General features: G+C 43.8%; 25 protein-coding genes and 1 pseudogene. 22 read left to right on the forward strand and 4 right to left on the reverse strand.

The annotated features are described in order from the left end of the window. Positions 1 to 113: 113 nt before the first annotated feature. Together FTT63_RS11610 and FTT63_RS11615 are read right to left on the reverse strand one after the other, a co-directional pair. Positions 114 to 1364, reverse strand: coding sequence for a sensor domain-containing diguanylate cyclase (locus tag FTT63_RS11610; RefSeq protein ID WP_127798559.1), 1251 nt, complete (start codon positions 1362 to 1364; stop codon positions 114 to 116). A 159-nt stretch (positions 1365 to 1523) separates the two neighbouring features. Next, on the reverse strand, positions 1524 to 2303 hold the full coding sequence (locus FTT63_RS11615; protein WP_016660041.1) for a hypothetical protein: 780 nt from the start codon (positions 2301 to 2303) through the stop codon (positions 1524 to 1526). 309 nt (positions 2304 to 2612) lie between these two features. Between FTT63_RS11615 and uvrB the strand changes: the two genes are divergently transcribed. The 6 genes from uvrB to FTT63_RS11645 all read left to right on the forward strand — a co-directional run bounded on the left by uvrB (position 2613) and on the right by FTT63_RS11645 (position 9707). Then, a complete protein-coding gene (gene uvrB / locus FTT63_RS11620) occupies positions 2613 to 4634 on the forward strand; it encodes an excinuclease ABC subunit UvrB (RefSeq protein WP_045795108.1) in 2022 nt (673 codons plus the stop codon). Positions 4635 to 4758: 124 nt separating this feature from the next. After that, positions 4759 to 5346 (forward strand): lipocalin family protein, encoded by a 588-nt coding sequence (locus FTT63_RS11625; protein WP_005176705.1) that lies wholly within the window; start codon positions 4759 to 4761, stop codon positions 5344 to 5346. A 133-nt stretch (positions 5347 to 5479) separates the two neighbouring features. After that, on the forward strand, positions 5480 to 6409 hold the full coding sequence (gene rarD / locus FTT63_RS11630; RefSeq protein ID WP_005176706.1) for an EamA family transporter RarD: 930 nt from the start codon (positions 5480 to 5482) through the stop codon (positions 6407 to 6409). A 269-nt stretch (positions 6410 to 6678) separates the two neighbouring features. After that, entirely contained in the window at positions 6679 to 8136 is a 1458-nt protein-coding gene (locus FTT63_RS11635) for a glyceraldehyde-3-phosphate dehydrogenase (RefSeq protein WP_075167798.1), read from the forward strand. A 173-nt stretch (positions 8137 to 8309) separates the two neighbouring features. Then, positions 8310 to 9020 (forward strand): MFS transporter, encoded by a 711-nt coding sequence (locus FTT63_RS11640; RefSeq protein WP_373685681.1) that lies wholly within the window; start codon positions 8310 to 8312, stop codon positions 9018 to 9020. A gap of 12 nt (positions 9021 to 9032) precedes the next feature. Next, on the forward strand, positions 9033 to 9707 hold the full coding sequence (locus FTT63_RS11645) for a hypothetical protein (RefSeq protein WP_180192323.1): 675 nt from the start codon (positions 9033 to 9035) through the stop codon (positions 9705 to 9707). Positions 9708 to 9720: 13 nt separating this feature from the next. On the opposite strand, the gene FTT63_RS11650 is transcribed toward FTT63_RS11645, so the two are convergent. Next, positions 9721 to 10572 carry an SDR family oxidoreductase gene (locus FTT63_RS11650; RefSeq protein ID WP_180192324.1) on the reverse strand — a complete coding sequence of 284 codons (852 nt, stop codon included), beginning with the start codon at positions 10570 to 10572 and terminating at the stop codon, positions 9721 to 9723. Positions 10573 to 10687: 115 nt separating this feature from the next. Here FTT63_RS11650 and FTT63_RS11655 point away from each other — a divergent pair, with 115 nt between their 5' ends. Then, positions 10688 to 11062, forward strand: a complete 375-nt coding sequence (locus FTT63_RS11655; RefSeq protein ID WP_180192325.1) for a helix-turn-helix domain-containing protein — start codon at positions 10688 to 10690, stop codon at positions 11060 to 11062. A gap of 502 nt (positions 11063 to 11564) precedes the next feature. Here FTT63_RS11655 and FTT63_RS11660 read toward each other — a convergent pair. Beyond that, a complete protein-coding gene (locus FTT63_RS11660; RefSeq protein WP_160241468.1) occupies positions 11565 to 12752 on the reverse strand; it encodes an MFS transporter in 1188 nt (395 codons plus the stop codon). Between the two features lie 266 nt (positions 12753 to 13018). Here FTT63_RS11660 and cgtA point away from each other — a divergent pair, with 266 nt between their 5' ends. From cgtA to ssb, 15 genes and pseudogenes are all read left to right on the forward strand, one after another. Then, a complete protein-coding gene (gene cgtA, locus FTT63_RS11665) occupies positions 13019 to 14230 on the forward strand; it encodes an Obg family GTPase CgtA (RefSeq protein WP_005176732.1) in 1212 nt (403 codons plus the stop codon). A 29-nt stretch (positions 14231 to 14259) separates the two neighbouring features. Next, entirely contained in the window at positions 14260 to 15393 is a 1134-nt protein-coding gene (gene proB, locus FTT63_RS11670; protein WP_180192326.1) for a glutamate 5-kinase, read from the forward strand. 262 nt (positions 15394 to 15655) lie between these two features. Next, a complete protein-coding gene (locus FTT63_RS11675) occupies positions 15656 to 16846 on the forward strand; it encodes a site-specific integrase (protein WP_180192327.1) in 1191 nt (396 codons plus the stop codon). Between the two features lie 148 nt (positions 16847 to 16994). Next, entirely contained in the window at positions 16995 to 17723 is a 729-nt protein-coding gene (locus tag FTT63_RS11680) for a hypothetical protein (RefSeq protein ID WP_180192328.1), read from the forward strand. Positions 17724 to 17920: 197 nt separating this feature from the next. Beyond that, positions 17921 to 18220 (forward strand): AlpA family transcriptional regulator, encoded by a 300-nt coding sequence (locus FTT63_RS11685; RefSeq protein WP_180192329.1) that lies wholly within the window; start codon positions 17921 to 17923, stop codon positions 18218 to 18220. 3 nt (positions 18221 to 18223) lie between these two features. Beyond that, on the forward strand, positions 18224 to 18517 hold the full coding sequence (locus FTT63_RS11690; protein ID WP_180192330.1) for a hypothetical protein: 294 nt from the start codon (positions 18224 to 18226) through the stop codon (positions 18515 to 18517). 8 nt (positions 18518 to 18525) lie between these two features. Beyond that, positions 18526 to 18735 (forward strand): helix-turn-helix domain-containing protein, encoded by a 210-nt coding sequence (locus FTT63_RS11695; RefSeq protein WP_180192337.1) that lies wholly within the window; start codon positions 18526 to 18528, stop codon positions 18733 to 18735. Further along, the gene (locus tag FTT63_RS11700; RefSeq protein WP_180192331.1) at positions 18732 to 19241 is read left to right on the forward strand and encodes a BRO family protein; all 510 of its coding nucleotides are present in this window, start codon (positions 18732 to 18734) and stop codon (positions 19239 to 19241) included. Before FTT63_RS11695 ends, FTT63_RS11700 begins: the two co-directional genes overlap by 4 nt. Next, entirely contained in the window at positions 19231 to 19599 is a 369-nt protein-coding gene (locus FTT63_RS11705) for a hypothetical protein (protein ID WP_180192332.1), read from the forward strand. Before FTT63_RS11700 ends, FTT63_RS11705 begins: the two co-directional genes overlap by 11 nt. Before the next feature lie 10 nt (positions 19600 to 19609). Continuing rightward, on the forward strand, positions 19610 to 20317 hold the full coding sequence (locus FTT63_RS11710; RefSeq protein ID WP_180192333.1) for a KilA-N domain-containing protein: 708 nt from the start codon (positions 19610 to 19612) through the stop codon (positions 20315 to 20317). 3 nt (positions 20318 to 20320) lie between these two features. Then, the gene (locus FTT63_RS11715; RefSeq protein WP_071320967.1) at positions 20321 to 20563 is read left to right on the forward strand and encodes a hypothetical protein; all 243 of its coding nucleotides are present in this window, start codon (positions 20321 to 20323) and stop codon (positions 20561 to 20563) included. Continuing rightward, positions 20560 to 20907, forward strand: coding sequence for a hypothetical protein (locus tag FTT63_RS11720; protein WP_218954010.1), 348 nt, complete (start codon positions 20560 to 20562; stop codon positions 20905 to 20907). The genes FTT63_RS11715 and FTT63_RS11720 overlap by 4 nt, the downstream gene beginning before the upstream one ends. Positions 20908 to 21028: 121 nt before the next feature. Further along, the gene (locus tag FTT63_RS11725; RefSeq protein ID WP_180192334.1) at positions 21029 to 21331 is read left to right on the forward strand and encodes a hypothetical protein; all 303 of its coding nucleotides are present in this window, start codon (positions 21029 to 21031) and stop codon (positions 21329 to 21331) included. Beyond that, on the forward strand, positions 21328 to 23781 hold the full coding sequence (locus FTT63_RS11730; protein WP_180192335.1) for a DUF927 domain-containing protein: 2454 nt from the start codon (positions 21328 to 21330) through the stop codon (positions 23779 to 23781). Before FTT63_RS11725 ends, FTT63_RS11730 begins: the two co-directional genes overlap by 4 nt. A gap of 347 nt (positions 23782 to 24128) precedes the next feature. Then, positions 24129 to 24452 (forward strand): annotated as a pseudogene (ssb, locus tag FTT63_RS11735) (single-stranded DNA-binding protein); the annotation flags it as partial. Positions 24453 to 24927 lie beyond the last annotated feature (475 nt).

Here is a 24927-nt window from a genome sequence, read left to right on the forward strand (position 1 = left end):
TACACCGTGACAGCCTATGGAATTGAGGTAATCCCTAAAGCAAATGCTTTAGGTTCTTGATGGTGAAGTAGGAATTAAACATCAAACCCACATTGAGTAGGTTTGAGTAGGTTTTAAATAACGGCAATCTCATCGGCACCCGGCAGCAAAATCACAAATTCATCACCACCAATGCGGCAGGCACTGTACTGGGTATTCTGGACAAGCTGATTCAGCAGTTCACCGGTGCGTCTGAGCAGATCATCACCGCTATCATGGCCAAAGGCATCATTCACAACTTTTAAGCCATTCATATCAATATAGATACTGGATACAGGCCGTAGACTGCTGCGCTCTAAGCGATTCACTTCTTCGCTATAATGCGAGCGATTCAGCAGCTTGGTCAGCACATCATGCTTGCCCAGATATTCCAGATAATTTTCGGCTTTTTTACGCGCGGTAATATCGGTCAAGGCCACCTGAACCGTGCTCCAGTCCTCTTCATAGCCGGGAAATACGGTAAATTGCAGCAATACATGGCGGATGCTGCCATCCAGCGCATAATTGATGGCTTCACGCTGATGGTGAATATTGCCGTTCCAGAGCTCGATCAGCTGTTCCCTGAACGTATGCTGCATTTCACCGGCAAAAAATTTATGAATATTTTGCAGCAGGGTGTTTTTGTCCGGGGCGCCAAATAAATCCAGCGTGGCCTGATTGACATCAATAATCAGTACATCGCGGATACATTGCTGGATAAAATCCGGATGCACATCTAAAAAGGTATTGAAATCATCTATGCCCAAATGGCACAGCTGATCGAGCCGGCTTTTAATCCGGCTAAAATCTTCCACCCACAAGGAGGTGGGAGAATAGACAAAGCGCGATTCAGCCAGTAAACGCTGCTGATCTGCCTGCCGGCGCGCTGCGGTATAAGGGGTAATGTTTTCGGTACTGACCAGCACCAAAGACAGGTCATGCTCATGTGAAGGGACTACGGTGCCGCGTAACTGGATATCCAGCCGTTTACCGTTCAGGCTGTAATTGACCGCCTGACTGGAAAATTCGGTTTGACCTTCCCACAAGCTGATCAGCTCATCAATATGGGTACTGGCCATATCACCTTTAAAAATCTGCTCCAGGTTGCTAATTAAATGCTGCAGATCTTGGGCTTCATACAGTTCCAGGGTTTTCTGGTTTACGCTCAGAATTTTAATTTTACGGGCACATTCAATGACACGGCTTGGATCTTCCAGTAAATAGCCACGTAAATCCTGAATGCCTTGTGCGCGCCACAGCTCAAACTGTTTTTTAATTTCACTAAAGTCTTCCAGCCACAGGGCAATCGGCGCAAGGGTAAAAACAGGCGTGTCCAGTATTGTCATAGTCTGAAGCTCGATTATTCTAGTGAATGAAAAATAGAATTATAATCAAGTTTTTATTATGTGATAAGAATTGTGTTTATTTTTATAAATGTGATTTGCATCACTGGATTAAAAAGCAGCCGGCTCAGTGGCCGGCTGCTCTGGTATTAAAAAGAGGGATTATTTTTTGGCCCGATGCGCCGGACGCGGTGGGGTAATTTCACGTTGACCATGCCAGACTTCGGCAAAATCCTGTTCATTAATACTATACAGTTCCAGTAAGGCTAGAATCACCCCGCCAAACAGCATGGAACCTTCAGAGTTGCTTTGCCATTCGAAGACCTTGCCTTTCAGGCCATATAAAATATCTTCAATTTCAAAAATCCGGTCACGGCCATTGCTGTCGGTCGGGTACATCTGGGTATTCAGCAAAATTTTAGCCAGACTTTTTTCATTGTCATTTAAAGCCAGTACTTCAATCAGCTCATCCGGATTGCTGGCAAAAATTACCGGATCACGAAAAATGGTATGCAGAAAATGCTGATTCAGTTTCGGTAAAGATTTCTCGACAAAAGGCCGGAAGGAGGCCGGGAAAATCACATTGTGGGAAATGCCTTTAAACATCGGGGCAATTTCCTCGACTTTATAACCGGCAATACCACAGCCAATTGAAGTCAGAAAATACTTCATTTTCGGATGATTTTTGGTATAGGTTTTAAAGTCATCTATATAGTGCTGAATTTGCGACAGTGGCATTTGCTGCAAATGCTCGTTCATGGTTGGAATGGCAAAGCTTTGTCCGGCCCAGCCACGACCTACGCCGCGCACGGCGCCAAAGTGTTGCAGGGCAGTGCGCGCTGCACCGCCGGCATGATCACCCGCCAGATTACTGCCAAAGACAAAAATCGTATCTTCAGGCAAGCTTTTAATAATACTTTCATCATGATATCGGTAAGTCATTGTCATTAAATCTATGTGATCCCTTGTGTTCATGTTGCCCGTGAAGCGGGGCAGAATCAAGTGAAAAAGCACAAGACGAGGGTGTTTTTCTGTTTCACATGAAGATTTTGCTTTGATCTGGGTATGTCTGGTGAGAGTGTGCCAAACAGCAGCGGGTGAAGGTCTTTATTTCAGTTGCACTGCGGACTAAAAACAGAACCTTGCCGATGCTGCCGGTGACAAGAAAGTGTACAAAAATTACAATCTGAAGCCAGATAATAGGCTGAATCTGTTAGACTATTTTTTTCGATCTGTATGAGTACGCTATCCGTGAGTGATCATCAACCTTTTGAATTGGTTACCCATTATCAACCTGCTGGAGATCAGCCGCAGGCCATTGAAAAGCTGGTGCGGGGAATTCAAAAGGGCATGCATGATCAGTTGCTGCTGGGGGTAACCGGTTCCGGCAAGACCTATACCATGGCCAACGTGATTGCCCAGTTACAGCGGCCAACTATTGTGATGGCGCATAACAAGACTCTGGCGGCCCAGCTCTACGGTGAATTTAAAGCCTTTTTCCCGCATAACTCGGTTGAATATTTTGTCAGTTATTATGACTACTATCAGCCGGAAGCCTATGTGCCATCTTCCGATACCTTTATTGAAAAAGATGCCGCCATTAATGATCACATTGACCAGATGCGACTGTCGGCGACGCGGGCATTACTGGAACGTCGTGACTCGATTATTGTGGCATCGGTATCGGCTATTTACGGTCTGGGTGATCCGAATGCCTATATGAGCATGTTGTTGCATGTGGTGCAGGGCGACCGGATTCAACGTGAAGATATCATCCGCCGGCTGGTAGAAATGCAATATAGCCGCAATGAACTGGAATTTTTGCGCGGGACCTACCGGATTCGCGGTGAAATTATTGATATTTTCCCGGCAGAATCAGAGCAGAATGCCATCCGGATTGAACTATTTGATGATGAAGTCGATTCGATCCGCTGGTTTGATCCGCTGACTGGCAAAATGATCCGCAAAGTGCCACGCGTCACCATCTACCCGAAAAGCCATTATGTGACGCCCAAAGACCATTTGCAGCGCGCCATTGAAACTATTCGTGAAGAACTGAAAGAACGTTTAGGCTTTTTCCGTGCACATGACAAGCTGCTGGAAGCACAGCGCATCGAGCAGCGTACCCGTTATGATCTGGAAATGATGCAGCAGCTCGGCTATACCAACGGCATTGAAAACTATTCCCGTCATTTATCCGGTCGTCCGGCCGGTGAAGCGCCACCAACCCTGTTTGATTATGTGCCGGATGATGCCTTGCTGATTATTGATGAGTCGCATGTTACCGTGCCGCAAATTGGTGCCATGTATAAAGGGGACCGTTCGCGTAAGGAAAACCTGGTCAATTATGGTTTCCGTTTACCAAGCGCGCTGGATAACCGGCCAATGAAATTTGAAGAATGGGAACGGATTATTCCAAGCACTATTTATGTCAGTGCCACACCGGCGCAGTATGAACTGGAAAAAGCTGAACAGATTGTCGAGCAGGTGGTGCGTCCAACCGGTCTGATTGACCCGGAAATTGAAATCCGCCCAGTGCTGACCCAGGTCGATGATGTCCTGTCGGAAATTAACCTGCGTAAAGATAAAAACGAACGGGTTCTGGTCACGACCTTAACCAAGCGCATGGCCGAAGATTTAAGTTCCTATTTAAAAGAATACGGCATTAAAGTGGCCTATCTGCATTCCGATATTGATACGGTCGAGCGGGTCAAGATTATTCATGAGCTGCGTACCGGAATTTATGATGTGCTGGTGGGGATTAACCTGCTGCGTGAAGGTCTGGATATGCCAGAAGTCTCGCTGGTGGCGATTCTGGATGCCGACAAGGAAGGCTTCCTGCGTTCCGAACGTTCGCTGATTCAGACCATTGGTCGTGCTGCGCGGAATATTGCCGGTAAGGCGATTTTATATGCTGACCGGATAACCGATTCCATGCAAAAAGCCATTGATGAAACTGAACGTCGCCGAGCCAAGCAAATTGAATTTAACCAGTTGCATGGGATTACTCCGCGCAGTGCTGTGCGTCAGGTCATTAAAGAAATTGATACCGGCGAGGTGCTGGAAGAAGACGTAATTGATGAGCAGATGGCAGCACAAACCTTGGCCTTAACCGCGGATGAGCGGCATATCGTGTCGGACCCGAAACTGTTTGCCAAGCATGTGGCCAAGCTGGAAAAAGAGATGCTCAAAGCCTCAAAAGAATTGCAGTTTGAACAGGCCGCACGTCTGCGTGATGAAATTATTCGTTTGAAGGCACAAATGCTGCAGTAAAGAAAAGTGTGGGAACTGTTAAAAAACTCCTTACATAACACAACAGTAAATACCTGAATTTACCGTTAATTTAGCCAAGTATGCTGAGAACTCCAGAACAATATTGAAGCTATAAGGTGACCTGATGAAAACGAATAATCTCCCTAAAGCGAGTTATAAATTGGCAAAAATTGCCGTAGGCGGGGCAGTGCTGGTCGGTTTAGGGCTGGCCACCATGGCTTATGCCCAAAAAGAACCGTTGCCGACTGTTGAAAAAGTAGAATTGGACCGCTACCTAGGGGTCTGGTATGAGGTAGCACGTAAACCGATGTCCTTCCAGAATAAATGTGATCGGGATGTCACGGCGACCTATACCTTAAATGAAAATGGCAACATCAAGGTCGATAATCGCTGTATCACCAAAAATGGCGAACAAACCGTCTCTATTGGTGAAGCCTTTGTACAAAATGCGCCGTTTAATACCAAACTGAAAGTCAGCTTCCTGCCAGAATTTATCCGCTGGATGCCAATTGGTCGCGGTGATTACTGGGTGCTAAAACTGGATGAAGATTATCAGACCGTGCTGGTCGGTGAGCCACATCGCAAATATATGTGGGTGTTGTCGCGTACCCCGCAGGCCAATCCCGAAGTGATCAATGAATATCTCGAATATGCCAAATCTTTAGGCTATAACCTGGATGATATTATTCACACCAAACAGACAGCCCGTTAAAGCAATCTCCTACTAAAAATACACCATGCTCCGGCATGGTTTTTTATTTTTCGGTCAATAATTCATGCACGAACAGAGTTTTCCGGAGATGAACTGAGTATAATCAGCGCTCGGCAAAGATCAGGAGTGAAAGATGTATAAAGGCGTTGCTTTGTCTGTATTGGCATCCATCACTTTTGGTGTGCTGTATTTCTATACCCAGTTTCTGCAACCTTTAGACAGTGAAGAAACTTTTGCCTGGCGCATGCTGTCCACCTTGCCTTTTATCACCCTGTTTATGTGGTGGAGTGGTGATTTAAAGCATGTGGCCGAGATTTTCAGGCGGGTGCTACAACAGCCGCTTTTATTGCTGTGGTTGCTGATCAGTTCGTTCTTATGTACCACGCAACTGTGGCTGTTTTTATGGGGGCCAATTAACGGCCGTGGTCTGGAAGTGTCGCTCGGTTATTTCCTGTTGCCACTGGTGATGGTGCTGGTTGGCTGTGTGCTGTATAAGGAAAAACTGTCCAGCTGGCAAATGCTGGCGGTGGCGCTAGCCGTACTGGGCGTCGGACATGAAATCTGGCGCATTGGCAGTGTGGCCTGGGAAACTGTGTATGTGGCGCTGGCTTATCCTTTGTATTTCTTTTTACGCCGTCAGTTTAAAACCGATAACCTGGGCGGTTTCTGGTGGGATCTGTTCCTGATTTTACCAGTCGCGTTTTATCTGGGCTTTGTTTATAGCGACAGCATGGCATTGCTGTTGAATTACTCGCATCTGATCTGGGCCGTGCTGGGACTGGGTTTTTTAAGTGCCTTAGGTTTGGGCAGTTATATTCTGGCCAGCCGTTATTTGCCTTTTGTAATTTTTGGTCTGCTTAGCTATCTGGAACCGGTGTTGCTGGCTTTCGCTTCAATGATGCTGGGCGAGCGTGTTGAAGCCGATGAATGGCTGACCTATATTCCAATCTGGCTGGCGGTATTGCTGCTGGTGATTGAAGGTGTACTGCATGTACTGAAACAGAAACGGCAGGAACGGGCCTTGCAAAAAAATGTCCAGAACTATCAGGACCGGCTGGAATAGCAAAAAAATATTGTTATCAGTCGGTAAAATTTGTCTGATAAAGCAACAAACAGATAACTTGCTCTTTTTTATATGAAAAATAGCGGTTTATAAAGATTTAGGAGCGAAATCATAAAAATAATTACAACTATTTTGCAAATTTATACTGAATATATAGCAAAATAGAGCGGTCTTAGACAGCTTTTGATTCAATCTTGCCGCCAATTCCATTACAATTGTCGGGTTTTGAATTTTATGCCTAGATATACAATTAATTAGAGGACGTATCTGTGAGCAAAGAGACTATCATCGCCCTACACGCAGAGCACCAAGGTCGCTGGAAAAACCGTGAAGAAATCGCGGAACAAATGATCGCTTTGATCGGTAAGCTGTACCGTGAGAAAAATATTGTTGTTTCAGTATTTGGACGTTCTTTAGTTAACCGTTCAGTGATTCAGATTTTAAAAGCACACCGTTTCACGCGTATGATGGACGTTGAGCTTTCAGTTGTACACACTTTCCCGATTCTTGAAGCATTAGCAAAAGTTGAAAACATTGGTACTGCTGAAATCGACCTGGGTAAACTTGCGGTTGCCTTTAAAGAGCAAGGCGGCGATGCAGATGCATTTGTAGCAGCTGCAGTCAAAGCGGTTGAAGGTCGTCCAACTTCTGTAGAAGGCCGTGATGTTGTACTTTACGGTTTCGGTCGTATTGGTCGTATCCTGGCACGTTTAATGATTGGTCAGTCTGGTCTGGGCCGTGGCTTGAACTTAAAAGCCATCGTAGTGCGTAAATCTGCAGATGGTGATCTGGAAAAACGCGCGTCTTTATTACGTCGTGACTCGATCCATGGTCCATTCTCTGGCACCATTTCTGTTGATGAAGAAAACGAAGCAATCATTGCGAATGGTCAGTTCATTAAAGTGATCTATGCTTCTAACCCGTCTGAAGTAGATTACACTGCATACGGTATTAACAATGCACTGGTAATCGACAACACCGGTAAATGGCGTGATGCTGACGGTCTGGCTCAGCACCTGCAATGCCCAGGCGCAGCACGTGTCATTCTGACTGCACCTGGTAAAGGTGACATGAAGAACGTTGTTTATGGTGTAAACCAGGGCGACATTCTGGATGAAGATGCCATCATCTCTGCAGCAAGCTGTACTACAAACGCAATCACGCCAACCTTGAAAGTGTTAGACGACAAATACAAGGTGCTTAACGGTCACGTTGAAACAGTTCACTCGTTCACTAACGACCAGAACCTGATCGACAACTACCACAAAGCTGACCGTCGTGGCCGTGCTGCGACATTGAACATGGTAATTACTGAAACTGGCGCAGCGAAAGCAGTGGCGAAAGCACTTCCAGCGCTGAAAGGCAAGTTAACCGGTAACTCTGTACGTGTTCCAACACCAAACGTATCACTGGCAATTCTGAACCTGACGCTGGAGAAAGAAGTTGAGCGTGACGAAGTGAACGAATACATCCGTCAAATCTCAATCAGCTCGAACCTGCAAGGTCAGATCGGTTATACCAACTCGACTGAAGTGGTATCTTCTGACTTCATCGGTTCACGTACTGCAGGTGTATTCGACGCGCAAGCAACCATCACTTCAGGTAACCGTTTAACGGCTTATGTATGGTACGACAACGAAGTTGGCTATAGCTGCCAGGTACTGCGTATCGCTGAACAGATGGGTGGCGTAAGCTATCCAAAAGTTCCTGCTGAAACAAATGCTTAATTTGTAGTGCAGATCAGAAAGAGCCTCATTTGAGGCTCTTTTTTTATCTTCCATTAAAATAATAAGCAAAGATGCTATACAAAAAATTGCAAACCGTATCACGGTTTTTGGGCACAATTTCTGTCGAGAAAAACAAAAATGACAGATAGGATAAACCGTTGCCAAACAGATTGATGCTCCGCGGCATAATCTTGATGGTGCTGGCAGCCATGGTAGGTGTAGCAATTGCCTTATGGATTTTTCGGCATTTTCAGATTTATATTCCGCTCGAAAACCAGCAGGTCAATATTGATTTGCAGGAAGCACTCCAAGCCGAAGTTAAAATTCATGATGCACTGGATGTCGATGTCAGTGGCCGGGTCAATACGGTTATTCCCATTCAGGAAAATCTGGATATTCCGCTGACCCAAACCTTAAATCCACGGGTGTATTTTGATACGCATGTCCCAATTCGTACCACCATTCCGGTGCGGGAAACCCTAAAAATTAACCAGCCCTTGGCGGTTGATACCCAGGTCAAAGTCAGGTTAATGGGTAAAGACATCAGTTTGCCGCTCAAAGGCACCATTCCCATTGTGCTGGATGTGCCTATTCATATGGATGTGCCGCTGGCACAAAAAGTCCATTTGAAATTTAATGCGCCGGTAAAAACGGTATTAAAAGAAAACCTGAATATTCCTTTAAAAACCACACTGAATACCCAGATTCCGGTACAAGGTCATTTAAATGTGCCAATTCAAACCGCGCTGAAGGCCTCAGTGGATGTAAAAAATACCTTACCAATTAAGATTGAGCAGGGTGAGCTGAATATTCCTTTAAACAGTATCCGTCTGGCGACGGCCGAAACGGCGCAGCCACAGACTACTGTACAAATGGTCGAGTAGAGGAGCGTGTAGATGTTTTCTTCACTTCGCCATCAGCTTGTGTTGGGCTTGATTGTGGCTGCGCTGGTCGTACTTCTGTTCTGGCTGTATTTAAATATTCAGGCCTCGATGTATGTGAATGCCCAAAAAGCACGGCTGTTGTTACCGGAAGATTTACCCACTCATATTGAGGTCGGCAATTATTTACAGGCGCATACCCAAGGCCATTTAGATACTGAAATTCAGCTGGATCAGCAGGTGCAATTGCCGTTAGAAGGCAAATATCCGGCCAATCTGCAATTTGTAGTCACCACACCGATTGATGTAAAAGTGGACTATAAAACCCATATTCAAATTGATCAGCTGATGCCGCTACAGACCAGCACCGATTTAATCTATCAGAATCCGTTATTGCCCAAACTGCCGTTACAGCTGGATATTCCAATTAAAATGAGTGTGCCGTTTCATTTGCAGCGCACCTATCGGCTGCCAGTGAAGATTTTATTTAATGGCCCGGTCGGTCTGGAATTTCATGAGCTGTTAAAGGTTCGCTTGCTGCATCAATTTGCACCGCAATTAAATCTGAATGATCCAATGACCTTGCAGAAAGTTTCCGGTTTTAATGCCACGATGCGTAATGTTGAACGACGCACACAAGCCAATCTGGATATGAAAATGGATCTGAAACTGAGCCAGATCCATCCATAAACTGAAGCTGACTTTAGATCAGTTTATGCAAAATGCTTGTAATACTTGCGGTTGGACGTCCCAGTAATGTTTGCAAATCCTGGCTTTGGCTATACATGACGCCATCTTGGGTTTGAGCATCGACATCCGCCAAGAAACTGGCAAAACCCTCATCTAAGCCCACCTGTAGCAACAGTTGCTCAAAGACTTCAGGGCTTAAGTTATTGTACTGCACTGGTTGTTGGCTCACTTCGGAGATGGCTTTAGCAAGATCAGCCTTGGTAAAGCTTTGGCTTGATGCTAACTCATAGGTTTTATTCAGATGGGTATCTGTGAGTAATACACGTGCAATTGCTTCAGCATATTCGTCACGAGACGCGGCACTAATTTGACCATCCCCACTTGCACCGTATATTGCGCCATGTTGGATCTCTTGGGTTAAGCCACCCAAATAGTTCTCGATATACCCGTTGTTGCGAAGCAGGGTATAGCTCAATCCACTTTCTTGAATCAATTTTTCAGTTTCACGATGTTCCTGTGCCAAGCCTAAACTGGAGTGATCTGCATTTAACAAACTGGTATAGGCAATATAGGGAACTTGACTTGCCTGGGCGGCTTCAATCACAGCCTGGTGTTGTGCCGTACGACGACCAATTTCATTGGCTGAAATTAAAAGTAACTTATCTACGCCCAATAATGTGGTACTTAAACTTTCAGGCTTGTCGTAGTCGAAATGGCGGATTTCGATGCCTTGCGGTAATTGTGCCTGGGCTTTTTCAATATTACGGACTAATGCAATAAGGTGATGTTCTGAACTTAAATTGAAAAGATGGTGGATCACCAATTGACCCAACTGACCGGTTGCACCTGTAATTGCAATATTCATATCTCACTCCAACATTGTTTGAAAAATAATCTTGATGGTTAAATACTAATCTGCTAACTTACTAAATGTAAGTACGTACCAAAAAGTAAGCCTATTACTCACAGGAAAGATTTTTATGTCAGCTTATGAAACCAGTAAATTGCTTGGTCAGGTTTTATCCACGGATTGTCCATCGCGTGAAATTTTGGAACACTTAACCAATAAATGGTCGGTATTGGTTCTGCGCTGTTTAAGTGATGGTGTACATCGTTTTAGCGAGTTAAAACAGCGCATTGAAGGGGTGAGCGAGAAAATGTTAGCGCAGACTTTAAAAATACTGGAACAAGATGGTTTTATATTAAGAACGGTTTATCCCGTTGTGCCACCAAAAGTAGAATATCAGCTGACGATTTTGGGTTCGCAAGCGTCTGAAAAGTTAAATTACTTGATTGGATGGGTAGAGCGTAGTTTGCCTGAGATTTTAGAGAATAAAGCGCGCGTTTCAAAATAGATATTAAGTTGCGGGTGGGGAAGCAATAATGAAACCCTCTGAACATCTGGCCGCGTCACTTTTAGTGGTCTATGCCATTATTTTGACTTTTATTTCATAGCCGAATTCCATAACTTAAGCACAAACATGTTGGGCTCATTTTCAATTTCTGGAAGACACGACTGGAGATCAAAGATTCAAGGATAGGATTAAATAATTTAATCATAAAAGAATAGGATTATATTCAAGCTATTCGCGGAGGTTAACGTCGAAAAATATCGAGTTTATTGATTATCGAGTATCTAGGCTTGGAAAAGAAATGGGTCATACTTTTATCGCGTTAGGTCAGAAGTTAATGCGCTATGCAATTGATCAACAATAATAAAAAGAAATATTTTTATAAGCTAGTTTAAACTTCTCATTCAGCATAACAGCCCCTCATCCTAGCCTTCTCCCAAAGGGAGAAGGAACTTGCAGGATTTATCTTATGAATGAGTCATGAGCAGTGATGAATCAAAATATTTTAAGCCTGTTTCATCTTTTTAAAATCAAAACGGTCAATCACTAAAATACCAAGCGCAAAGACTAGTCCAAGTGCCACACAGCCAATCCATTCAAAATGTTCCCAGGCATACACCGCACCGAGTGAACCAATGGCTGCCCCTGAAAAGTAAATGGTCATATATACCGCATTAATTCTTGAACGCGCTTTAATATCAATCCGATAGACCAGGTTCTGGTTTAATACGTGAAATGCGGTCAGGCCAAAATAGCTCATCAGTACCCCAATCGCGTAGACCACAATATTCTGCTGGGCAAAAAACAGCGGAATACAGGACAACAGCATCAGGGAAATACATAGCGTTGCAACCAGATTTTCCTTGCCTTGTCCCACGGTTTTCCCCGACCAGCTGGCCGAATAAATCCCGATCACGCCAAGTAAGCCAAACAGGCCAATTTCAAAATCACTAAAATGATAAGGCGCGCTGCCCAAGACAAAGGTCATTGAGGTAAAGACCATCGACAAAATGCCAAAGCCCAAGGCACCGGCACAGGCACGGCGAATTAAATGCGGATGATGCTGCGCCAGTTTAAATAAGGAACGGTAAATTCCCATCACCGTTAAACCGGATTGTGGCTCGGTATTCGGCAGTTTGTGCCACATCAGCAGGGCAAAGCCTAAGGTTAGTATTCCGCTAGATAAATACACACCTTCCCATGACCAGTAAGTCGATACAAAACCGGCAAAGGTGCGCGACAGAATAATCCCCATTACCAGACCACTCATCAGTTTACCCACAATGGCAGCACTCGATTCCGGCGGACTAATGGTCGAGGCAAACGGAATTAACACCTGCGCAGAAATCGCACCAAAAGTGGCACATAAGGTAAAGAAATACAGTCCAGACAGGCTGCTGCTCAAAGACAGCAGGATTTGTGAAATTGCCGCGAAGACCATCAGACTAACAATTAGCTTGCGTTTATTGAGTAAATCACCCAGTGGCACCAATAGCATAAGTCCTAAACCATAACCAATTTGCGCGACTACTACAGCAAAGCCGGCTTGACTGGTGCTAATGCCCAGACTTTTTTCAATTGAATAAATGAGTGGCTGGTTAAAATAGGCAGAACCGGCACAGAGGCCACAGGCCAGCGCCATCAGTAATACAAATTGAGGGGACAGCACTGGCGTGGCGGTTGGGGAGGACATAACAATTTCTCAAGTCAGCGAGTAGCACACTATAGGTGTTGTGGACTGAAAATAGAAATAAGAAAAAACAATCATTTGATTGCTGAATATCATGCTTGGAAAAAAATAAGCGCTGTCCGGTTTTAGCTAGATTGCGCTTTTTAGATGGCGACACACAAATTGTAAAAAGAATTGTGAGCACAATAGATTTGCTGCATAAATTATTCGAGAAATCCTTTAAAATATGGCAGAATAGGCGGTTTTAAAGTTTTTAGAGGATTGGCAAGATGCGCTTTGTTGATGAAGCAGTCATTACCGTAGAGGCTGGCGACGGTGGCAATGGCGTAGCCAGTTTTCGCCGTGAAAAATTCGTACCATTTGGTGGTCCAGATGGTGGTGATGGTGGTCGTGGCGGTAGCATTTATATTCAGGCCGATGACGACACCAGTACACTCGTAGATTATCGTTATACCCGTAAATTCCGTGCTGAGCGCGGTAAAAATGGTGCAGGCGCAAACTGTGCTGGCCGTGGTGGTGAATCTGTGGTGCTGAAAGTACCGGTAGGCACCACGATTGTAGATACAGATTCTGGTGACATTATTGCTGACTTGGTCGAAGACGGTCAGAAAGTACTGGTTGCCCAGGGCGGTGATGGTGGTTTGGGGAATACTCACTTCAAATCATCGACTAACCGTACCCCGCGTAAATTTACCACAGGTGTGAAAGGTGAATTCCGCGAAATCCGTTTAGAGCTGAAAGTGCTGGCAGATGTTGGCTTACTGGGTATGCCAAACGCCGGTAAATCAACCTTTATTCGTGCAGTATCGGCAGCAAAACCAAAAGTTGCAGACTATCCGTTTACCACCATGGTGCCAAACCTGGGTGTGGTCGATGCCGATCGTCATCGTTCTTTTGTGATGGCCGATATTCCAGGTCTGATTGAAGGTGCGGCAGAAGGGGCTGGTTTAGGGATTCGCTTCCTGAAGCACCTAGCGCGTACCCGTATTCTGCTGCACATTGTCGATGTACAGCCAATTGATGGTTCAGATCCGGCACACAATGCCCGTGCCATTTTGAACGAGCTGGAAAAATTCTCGCCAACGCTGGCCAAACTGCCCGTAGTCTTGGTGCTGAACAAGCTCGACCAATTACCGGAAGATTCACGCGAAGAATGGTGTAAACATATTCTGGAAGAACTGCAATGGGATGGTCCGGTATTCCAGACCTCGGGCCTAATGTCTGAAGGTACCAAAGAAGTGGTGTACTACCTGATGGATCAGATTGAACAGCAACGCGAACGCGAAGTTGAAGATCCAGACTATGCAGCAGAAATGAAAGCCTTCCGTGACCAGCTTGAAGCTGAAACACGCGAGCAAACCATCGCCGCTAAAGAAGCTTATCGTGAAATGCGTCGTCAGCAACGTCTGGCGGGTCAGGGCGATGACTTCGATGATGACGATGAAGATGATGGCGAAATGGAAGTATATTACGTACGTTAAGCTCTTGATGAAGAGTAACTGAGGACAAGATGATAGAAGTGGTAGATGGGCAACGTCAGCTCCAGGGTTGTAAACGAATCGTTGTTAAAATCGGATCATCTTTACTCACAGCAAACGGGAAAGGCTTAGATCTGGATGCAATTTCGCATTGGGCGAATCAGATTGCAGATCTGCATAATGCAGGACACGAGATTATTCTGGTGTCCTCCGGTGCTGTGGCTGAAGGCATGGTTCGAATGAAACTAGAGAATCGACCCACTGATCTACCCAGTCTTCAGGCTTGTGCGGCCATTGGTCAAATGGGGCTGGTACAAACCTGGTCCAGCGTGCTGGAAAAACACGACATTAAAACTGCGCAAGTGTTATTAACCCATGATGACCTGGCAGATCGTCGCCGTTATCTCAATTCATGTGATGCCTTGCAGCACCTGATTGACTGGCGCGTGATTCCAGTCATTAATGAAAATGACACGGTTTCCACTGATGAAATCCGTTTTGGTGATAACGATACCCTGGCAGCTATGGTGGCCGGACAGGTACATGCGGATCTGTTGATTATCCTGACCGATCAGCAAGGCATGTTTGATTCTGATCCGCGCTCTAATCCGGATGCCAAACTGTTCCATACCGTACGTGCTTTAGATGAAAGCCTGTTCGATATGGCCGGTGATGGTGGCAAGTTTGGCCGTGGCGGTATGCTGACCAAAGTCCGTGCAGCGCGTTTAGCAGCCAAATCGGGTTGTCCAACCTTAATTGCCAGCGGTGAAAGTGATAATGTACTGGCCCGTCTGATGGATGGCGAAATGCTCGGTACGCTGTTTATTACCGACAATGATCGTATCACCGCACATCAGCAATGGCTAGCGGCGCATCTGCAAACCGCAGGCCGTCTGGTATTGGATGAAGGTGCGGTAAAAGCCATCAAGGAAAATCATCGTAGCCTGTTACCGGTGGGTGTACGCGCCGTGGAAGGGCATTTCGAGCGTGGTGATGTGGTGGAATGTGTCGATCGTCAAGGCCATCGGGTGGCTGTCGGGCGGGTGAACTTTAGCTCGCGTTCAGCAGACATTATTAAAGGTCTGGCCTCGGACAAAGTGCATCAGGTATTGGGTGAAGCGCGTTCGCTGGAAATGATTCATCGCAATCATATGGCAATATATTAGCAAAAACCTACCATAACCTAATATAACGTGAAGGCTTGATTCTGAAAGGGATTGAGCCTTTTTCTTGTGTGGTGCAATAACATGCAATAGACTAACAGGAGGTTAAAGTGGGAGGTTAAAATGGAGGTTAAAAATAATTAATCGCCATAAGTGAGATAAAACCATTAATAAATGAAATGATTTCTCTTAAATCTCACATGAAAAAGTTAATCGCCATAAATTTTAAAGCCTCTTAACTGTATGAATTATTGAGGAAATAATGATGCTGTCTAAATTGCAAATTGATGCTATCAAGCCAACCTCCAAGCTACAGAAAATCAATGATAGTGAGATGCTGTACTTATTCGTATCTCCAACAGGTCGCAAAACTTGGAAAGTGCTTTATACGCTGGACGGTAAAAAAAACACAATCACACTGGGCGAGTATCCAAAGGTACTCAATGCTAAAGATGCACGTTTAAGACGTGACGAGATAAAAAAACAAATATCCGAGGGCATCCACCCGACAGAACAAAAACGACAGGACAAGATTAAGGATTTATCAGATATGGCATTTGCTGATCTGATCCAGCTTTATGCTGAAAAGGTCACACCACATAAAAGAGGTGGGCGTGTGGAAATAGTCATTCTGAATGGATATATAAAATCATTTCCCCGGTTGATGAAAAAGCCAGTAAACCAACTGGGGCAGCTAGACATGATTCAATTTAGGGATGAGCGATTAAAAAAGGTAAAGAGTGCGACAGTAGCTAGGGACTTGGGCTTATTAAGTGCTGTATTCAAGTATGCACGACAAGAGCTAAGAATTATGAGCAGCTCCCCATTGGATGATGTAGCCAAGCCGAAACAGTCAGTAAGTAGAAACAGACGTATTTCACAAGATGAGATAGAGAGAATCTTGGATGCTTTTAAATATGATGGACGTTCTCAGCCAATCACTAAGAAACAACAAACAGCATGGGCGTTTTTATTTGCTATTGAAACAGCAATGAGGGCAAGCGAGATAACAGGCTTAAAGTGGGCGGATGTTTACGACAAGCATGTCGAGCTGGAGCTTACAAAGAACGGCGCAGCTAGAAAAGTGCCTTTATCCAAGCGAGCTATTGAGCTTCTAAGTTATATGCGAGGGATAGACGAAACCGATGTATGCACTCTTAAAAATAAGGTGGCTGATGGTGAAGTGGGCAGAGGTGGATTGTCAGCATACTTTACCCAGGTGGTGAAAGGTAAATTAAAAATTAATGATTTAACTTTTCACGATACCCGACATGAAGCCATTTCACGCATGGTTAAAAATGCAAAGCTCCCAGTAGAAGTGCTGGCAAAAATTACAGGCCATAAAACCATAAGCATTTTAATTAATACCTACTACAACCCCGACATTGAAGAACTAGCCAACCATCTACACAAGGAAGATGACCCCGATATTATCTTGTTTAAAAAGTCTGTTTGAGTACGACAAGATAGGACGTGCAATAACTAGCAATTACTTAATTAGTTGATATATTGATTCAGCTAGGTATAGGCAGGCCAGCCGACAAGCAAGTACCCAACTTGTTTACCTAGTCACCTTTGGGGATGCTGTGGGAGGCAAAATAAGAATGGCTACAATCCGAGAATTATACCAAAACGCAGGTAACCCAAACCTAACGCACTGGAAAGATATAAAAATACTTTCAATAGCAGAGGCAAGCCTTTTAACGTGTGCTATTAATCCAATTGATTACGAATTTGACTATAATAGCAATCTAGTTTTTCAACTAAAGCATAAGAAGCCTATCAATTGGATGGATTGCTTAATGCTGATGAGGGCATTAGTTGAGGCGATAGCCACTCAAGAATTGAAATCACCTTTAATAGTTTTAGAGCGTGAAAATGATTTTGGTTACTACGGCGAATCTATCGAACAATCAAGAACTGGAATAGATGACATTGATACCATGTCTTACCCTAAAACAAAAATACACAGGGAAGAATTAAAAGAATGGCTAAAAAAGAGAGATTATTTTGAACAACAATTGTCAGTAATCGATGTTGAATCAACGCTTGAAAAAGCTAAATCCTTTTACCCCCACAATAACGAAATATCACTTTTACCAGAGCCAACATATACCACACCCGCTTTAGATGCACTTAATGGAGTAGTTCAAGAGTTCTGGATAAATTATGACCCTGAAAGCAACCTACCTATTCCAAAGCAATCCGTTGTAGAGGAGTGGATAAAAGAAAATTATCCAGATGTACAAGGTGCAGCTATGCGTACTTATATAGATAAAATCTGCCGTCACCCCATAGCAAAAGGAGGAAGGATTAAGAAAATCAATCCATAGTTTTTACTAAAGATAATACCTTAATAAAACAATAAAAATCATAACTTTATATTGGGGTAATGGCAGAGTTTTTATATTGCCATTACTCCTTTGATGCTTCCTGACCCCAATATTTATTTGTTTTTATTCACCCATCAAGCCGATGCAATGAACTGCAAAGGCTTTCTATTTCAACTTATGAATAGGATGGGTGCTTTATGTCATCACATTACACAGAACAATATGCACGGATTAAACAGTTAGCCAGTGCGCCATCTACCCCCGAAAAAATCTACACAGTAAAGACAGGCGAAAATGCAGGCATGAAACGCAAAGTTAATGCCAAGCCTGAGCGTGTCGGATTATTGCCGGTTAGTGAAAAAACAATCTGGACCTGGGTTAAACAAGGTAAATTTCCTCAGCCTATCCGCATGAGCGGCAATGTCACTGTGTGGCGTATGTCAGAAGTTCAAGCATGGATAGAAGAACAAGCCAACATTGCAACGATGGAGGCTTAATCAATGACTCACATCACTAAAAGAATGACCCAATTAGGGAAGGTATCAAGAGGCCTAGACCGCTCACATCCTGAATTTAAACGACAGTGCATTGACAAGCTGGCGCGTCCATTAAGTAAAGCTATCAATAGTGTAATAGATCTTGAAAAAGAACATGAGGAATCCTGCCTGCGTATGGCAGTGGCCAGAACGATTGCTATCGATGCCATCTCAATGTTGGAAGAGAAGCAGGACGTAAAGGAGATTATTTCTGTCCTGGTTGAATTAATCGAAACGCTAGACGGCGTGGAGAACTAATCATGAATATAAATCATCAAACCCAAGTTTTAGCCCACCTCAAACAAGGTAAAACACTCTCACAAGCTGAGGCTATTCAGAATTTTGACTGCTATCGCCTTAGCGCCGTCATCCAGCGCTTACGTCTTGCCGGGTATGACATTGTGACTCATAACGAGCCGAACCTTAATAGTAAGGGTACTCATGCACGTTATGAGCTTAAGCAGGTGGCAGCATGAATCTAGCAATATTTAATTTCAATAAGCATGACGTTCGAGTTGCACTAGATGCCAATGGTGAACCTTTGTTTTGTTTTCCCGATGTGTGTAAGGCGCTAGATATTAGAAACGCTCATACAAGTCGATTCAGCATGAATGAGAAGGGTATACATACTTTGTATACCCCTACCAATGGTGGTAATCAAAACATTACTTTTATTAGTGAAGAAAACCTTTACCGAATTGTATTCCGGTCGACCAAACCTGAAGCACTTAGCTTTCAAACATGGGTATTTGCTGAAGTATTACCATCTATCCGCAAGACCGGCTCATATTCAGCCAGACAAACTGCTTATGAAGAACTAAACCGCTTGTGCATGCAAGAGAAGGTCTCAAAGGATAAAGGTACGTTCCACAGTCATGGCATGCATCGTCGTAAACGTGAAAAGCATTCAAATGCAGTGCGTATCCAAACATGCAAGGCAAATTTACAGTTAAGTTTCGAGGGGGTACACAATGAACCATGATGTAAACCCCGAGTTTTTCAAGGCTTTCGACCACTATAAGGCAATGCTGGACCAGTATGGGGAACACCACCCCATCACTGAGCAGGCCCTCATTTTAACGATGCACTACACGCCTGAGCATATCAAAGCAGAGATGCACCAAAAGGCAAAAGAGTTAAACCTACTGCCACCGCCAAGCGGTTACACGGATGACGGCGAACCTATGTACAACCTAGAGGACATTGCAAAGCATTTCGGCATTACTTTTGAAGAAGCAGAACAGCATTTACTCCAGATGATGGATAACCGGCAGAAAGTTGGCCTTTCTAGTGACGGCGTTTTAACTGGATCCAGCGTCAATATTAATCGTGTACAGTGAGGGCGTTACTATGAAAGGTTTAATCATCTCTCAATACAATGGCCAACCACTCAGCTTTAATGAAAATGGCTGGTTTAATGCTACAGAAGCAGCAAAGCGATTCAACAAACGTCCTAACGACTGGATTAATTTGCCTGATACGCAGCGATATATTGAGGCATTAGTTAAAAGACAAAAGCAAAAAAGTGATACGGGATTATCTGGTATCACAAATTTTATAAAAACTAAGAAGGGTAATTCTAGTTCTTTTACCCAAGGTACATGGCTTCATCCCAAGTTAGCAGTACGCTTTGCCCAATGGCTCGATATTGATTTCGCTCTTTGGTGTGATGAGCAGATCGACCATTTGCTTCGCGGCAGCCATCCAATATTTGATAAACGCCGTTTACGTCACCAGGCGGCTGCAACCTACAAGGCAGTATCAGCAGTACTGCAGTTGTCTAGACAACAGCAAGGTAAGGAAACCAAACCTCATCACTACATGAATGAGGCGAGGCTTATCAACTGGGCCATGACCGGTCAATTTACTGGACTAGATCGTGACACACTCTCATATGATGAGCTGGACTTACTGGCTGAGTTAGAAGCACAGGATCTAATTTTAATTGGCTCCCAATGTGCCTATGAGCAACGTAAAACAGCATTGAATCTATTTGCTCAAAACTTTAGATCTAGTCGCCCTGTATTGTCTCATCAAACAAATGTCCTGGAGGCCTAAAACATGAAAGATATCGTAATGGTCTCTTACCGGATCAATGATGAAATGGATACTGAAGCGGACTTAATCGTAACTGGGGAGGCCTGTAGCTTTGTCGAATTAATCTCTATTGGGGATGGGGTGCAGGCAATCAACGAGGGTATGGACCAACTTATGAAGAATCCTAAAGCGAAAGATGTATTGGTTCTTCATGCCGGTAGCTTACAGCGTATTTGTGACACGCTTATAGAGGGGTTTGAAGCATGAAAAAACTCTCAACCAAATCATTAAAACTATCTTTTATTCCGGTAAAGACAGCTTTTCTTATTGCACTACGAAAATTTCGTAGTTATGATTGGCTTGTTCACCCACATGGTGAATTAGCTTTGGTCGGCTATTATTCTCTAGCGCATACAGTCCGCTTAATGGGCTTTTTTTGTATGTGTAATACCTCTATGCGTTCGCATATCTTTATGGCGAAGTTGGAGGGGGACACTTTCGAGTGTGCTGGTGACCTAGAGAGCCAGTCGACCAACCCCTTTCAGCTTTGCCACCATAATTACTTGGTCGTAATTGGCAGAGCTTCTATTAATTCTCTAGGAGCGCATTAATCATGCCTAAAAATATCCATCAAATTACACGCCAGCGTATTCAATCTACTGACTTTGCACAAAAGCAGGGATTAGTTCAGCGCATTTCCTCAATGCTTAAAAAAGTATGGGGAGTGTAATCATGCCTACTCAAATTAATTCTAAAAACACACCTAAAACCTATGACGCTGGCGATATGGTTGATGCTTATTCATTAGCTGAGTGCGATATGCAGTGGATGAGTGTTGCAATTACAGATATTAAAAAGCGCTTGAAGGACATAAAAAAAGAAACTGGCCATCAAAATATTATTGGCTTTCATGCCTTAGAAAATATTGTAGATATGTACCAATACATTGCTGAAAACCGCTTAAGTCATTATTCCAATGAAACGGAAGCATACGAAGCTGAATGGAAAGCAGATAAAAAGGCGGTGACACTATGAATATCACCACCTCCATCAAACCCGAATCCATATTAGCAAATTGCACACTACTTAATCCACTGGATAAAGAATATATCAATCATCCAGTTATTGAGCGTTTCGGTAGTCCTGTACAGCCAATTTATATTGACCAGATCAATGTAGAGGTTGGTGGTATTCAATACGAAAACCCTTTAATTATGCCGATCTATAACGGGCAGCTGGAACTTCTCCAATGTGCCGTAATTCAGGATGGGCAGCGTGTGGCTGTTATGCCTGACGGATTGGCCAAGGGTTTTGCGAGGTATGGTGATTTTGACCATACCCAGCCTGTCATTATCACCTATAGCCTGGAGTCATTCTTTAAAATCGCTCACACTGGGTATGCCGTTGCTTTGGTAGTACTACCTACACTGTGCAGTAAACATCAAACAGCACTTAAGCCGGGTGATTTTAAGCAGATCCAGTTTGTTATTAATCAACTGTCAGCAGCTGGATATACACAGCTTTATCTACCTGTCAGACCTGAACAACTGCAGCTCGAGCCATTTAAGGCATTAGAGCAAAATACACCTGTCAGATTGCTTAATCAGTATTTGAAAGTGGGTGTAAGTGAATTCTATTTTCAATTTATTAAGGATGAGGACACAGCAGAAATACGGGCGTTCCTTGATGAGGCTATAGAGGCCTTATCTGAAAAGGCTAATCTACCCCAAGGCCACTTGGCCAAGCCTTTTAAGATGGATGACGGTGCATTTCTGCATATTCTAGATAATGGGCTGTATCTGGTTAAAGAAAAAAGGGATGAAGATGGTGAGCTGAAGCAGACACGTACATTTATTTGTCATTCGGCCATTATCCTAGGTGAAGCAAGAAGCTTGAATAATGATAACTGGAAGCGTGTTATTCAATTCCATGACAAAGATAATACTTTGCACCGCCTGCTAATTCCCTATGAGCATTTTATGGGTGAAGCTCAGGAAGCCTTAAAGATTATTGCCAATCATGGTTTGATGCCACCGCGTCAGGCGTATAAGAAAAATGTATTTATCAATTACATTCAGGACTACCCAATAGAGCAGCGTTTTAGGTGTGTAGATCGGGCCGGATGGCATGGCTACTGTTTTGCTACACCCAATAAAACCTATGGTAACAGTGAAGATGAGGAACTGCTTTTTCATAGTGATAGTAAAAGCCCTTATACCGTATCCGGGACCTTTGACCAATGGCAGGAACTTAGCGAGTTGATTGAGCCACATGCTTTAGCTGTACTGGCATTTTCATGTGCCTTTTCCGGGCAATTGGTTTTGCCCTTAGGTGCTGAAAGTGGTGGCTTTCATATCTATGGTTCATCAACTGATGGCAAAAGTACCATTACTAAAGCCTCATGTAGTGTATGGGGTAATCCTAAGCATATATCGAAGTCATGGCGCACCACAGACAATGCTTTAGAGAATGAAGCCGAGTTGAGAAACGATAGTTTTCTAAATCTGGATGAGCTGCGTCAGGCTGTACCGAAGGCGGTATCCGATATTGTTTATATGCTTACCGGTGGCCAAGGTAAGGCCCGAAGTACCAAGGCCGGAAAAAACCGAGATGCCAAGCAATTCAGCCTCATGTATACCTCTACTGGTGAAGTGACTCTGGAGGAACATTTGCGCCGTGGCAATATCGAACTGGATGCAGGGCTATTGCTGCGCTTTGCGCATATTCCTAGTGATGCAGGCAAAGGATACGGCGTATTTGACTGTATTAACTATGGTACAGCACCACAGGACATTGGTAACCGCATTAATGAACTGGCATCACAGCATTATGGCCATGCCGGCATTAAATGGCTGGAATATCTGACTCAGGATAAAGATAGGACCATGCAGAAAGCCCAGACTCTACTGGACAGCTTTATTGAACAGCACAGTCAGGTTAAAAATGGTCAAGCTAGCCGTGTTCTACGTCGTTTTGCACTCGTAGCTGCAGCTGGAGAGCTGGCAACACAAGCAGGCATTACAGGCTGGCAGCAAGGACGCGCATTTGAAGCCGTAGCGCAATGTTTTAATACTTGGCTGAATAGTCTAGGCGGTGGCGAGAACATGGAAGAAACCAAAACGCTTGAGCATATCAAGTCATTCTTTGAGGCCAATGGTACAAGCCGTTTTGAGGATTTAACTGTAATCAGACAAGCGGACGGTGAAGTTATCCGGCCACGTATTCATAACCGTGTCGGCTACTACGATCCAGAGGGCAAAATCTACCTTGTATCACCTACGATGTTTAAAAAGGAAATGTGTGCCGGGATGAATGAGGCCAATGTCAAAAAGGTATTAATCAAGCACGGCTGGATTAAAGAGTTTATCGAGGGAGATAAAAAGCTATACGTCAAGAAGTCTAGCAATACTCTGCCCGATGGCACACGGCCTAGAATGATGCACTTTAGTATTGAGGCTATGCAGAACCTAGATAGTGGGATCTGAAAATAGATTTTATTGGATGGACAGAGTGGACATGGTGGACATGGTGGACATGGTGGACATAGAGATAATATTTATAATTAATACCTTGTTATATATAGATATTATTTTGTCCACTTTATATGAATATATATTTAATAGGTGGACATAGGGTGGACATGATTCAAGGCACATATATCTTGTCCACCTACTATGATTTTAATGTCCACTTTTTTTATATATTGTTTTTCCTATGAGTGGACAGATTTAATTATTTAAAATCATGCATATATAAGCGAATGTCCACTTTGTCCACCATGTCCACCTAAAATTACACATATACAAGTACAAGCATATTAAGAGATTGAGCAATGCCAAACGTAAACAAAGTAACTGTGATGGGTGTATTAGGCCGTGACCCTGAAACAAAGCAATTCCCCAACGGTGGCAGCGTTACGACATTCAGCGTTGCAACTACTGAGTTTTGGAAAGACAAGGCCACTGGAGAGCGCAAAGAGGCTACAGAATGGCACAGAATCACCACTAACAACCGATTGGCTGAGATTGCCAGTAAGTACCTCAAGAAAGGCAGCAAGGTTTATATTGAGGGCAGCTTGCGTACAAGGAAGTGGAAGGACAGTAAAGGAACGGATCGGGAGGTAACTGAAATTCGAGCTGATGAGCTGCAGTTGCTTTAATACTTAAATGCCCCTTTGATGGGGCTTTATTTTCTAAATAAATCTATTTCTTATTTACTGTCTTAAGAAGTCTTTGGAACTTATCACCAATAGTGGCAGAAGAAATTAATTCAGATAAGTTGCTTTCAAAAGACATCTTATCTAAAGCAATTAACTTATTACCATCTAGAAAAATTGTACAAGGGTATCCTTCGCTGCCTATTTCAACAATCGAAAGTAATTCCTCATCACCTTCCGAATTGACAGCATAAATAGCCTTATCTTTTGGCTTTTCATCCTTGGGTTTATCATTAATTTCTAATGCATTGAGGGTACTAGCTAAAACACTAAAAGTTGCTAAATGATTGAACCGTACCGGGTTTGTCGGAGACCAACTTTCTTGAGAGAATGTCCCGATGACAAAACCAAAATATACCCCTGAAATCAGAGAAAGAGCGGTTCAATTATTGATTGAATCCGAAAAAGATTATCC

The organism is Acinetobacter sp. C15, assembly GCF_013420645.1.
Taxonomy (GTDB): domain Bacteria; phylum Pseudomonadota; class Gammaproteobacteria; order Pseudomonadales; family Moraxellaceae; genus Acinetobacter; species Acinetobacter indicus.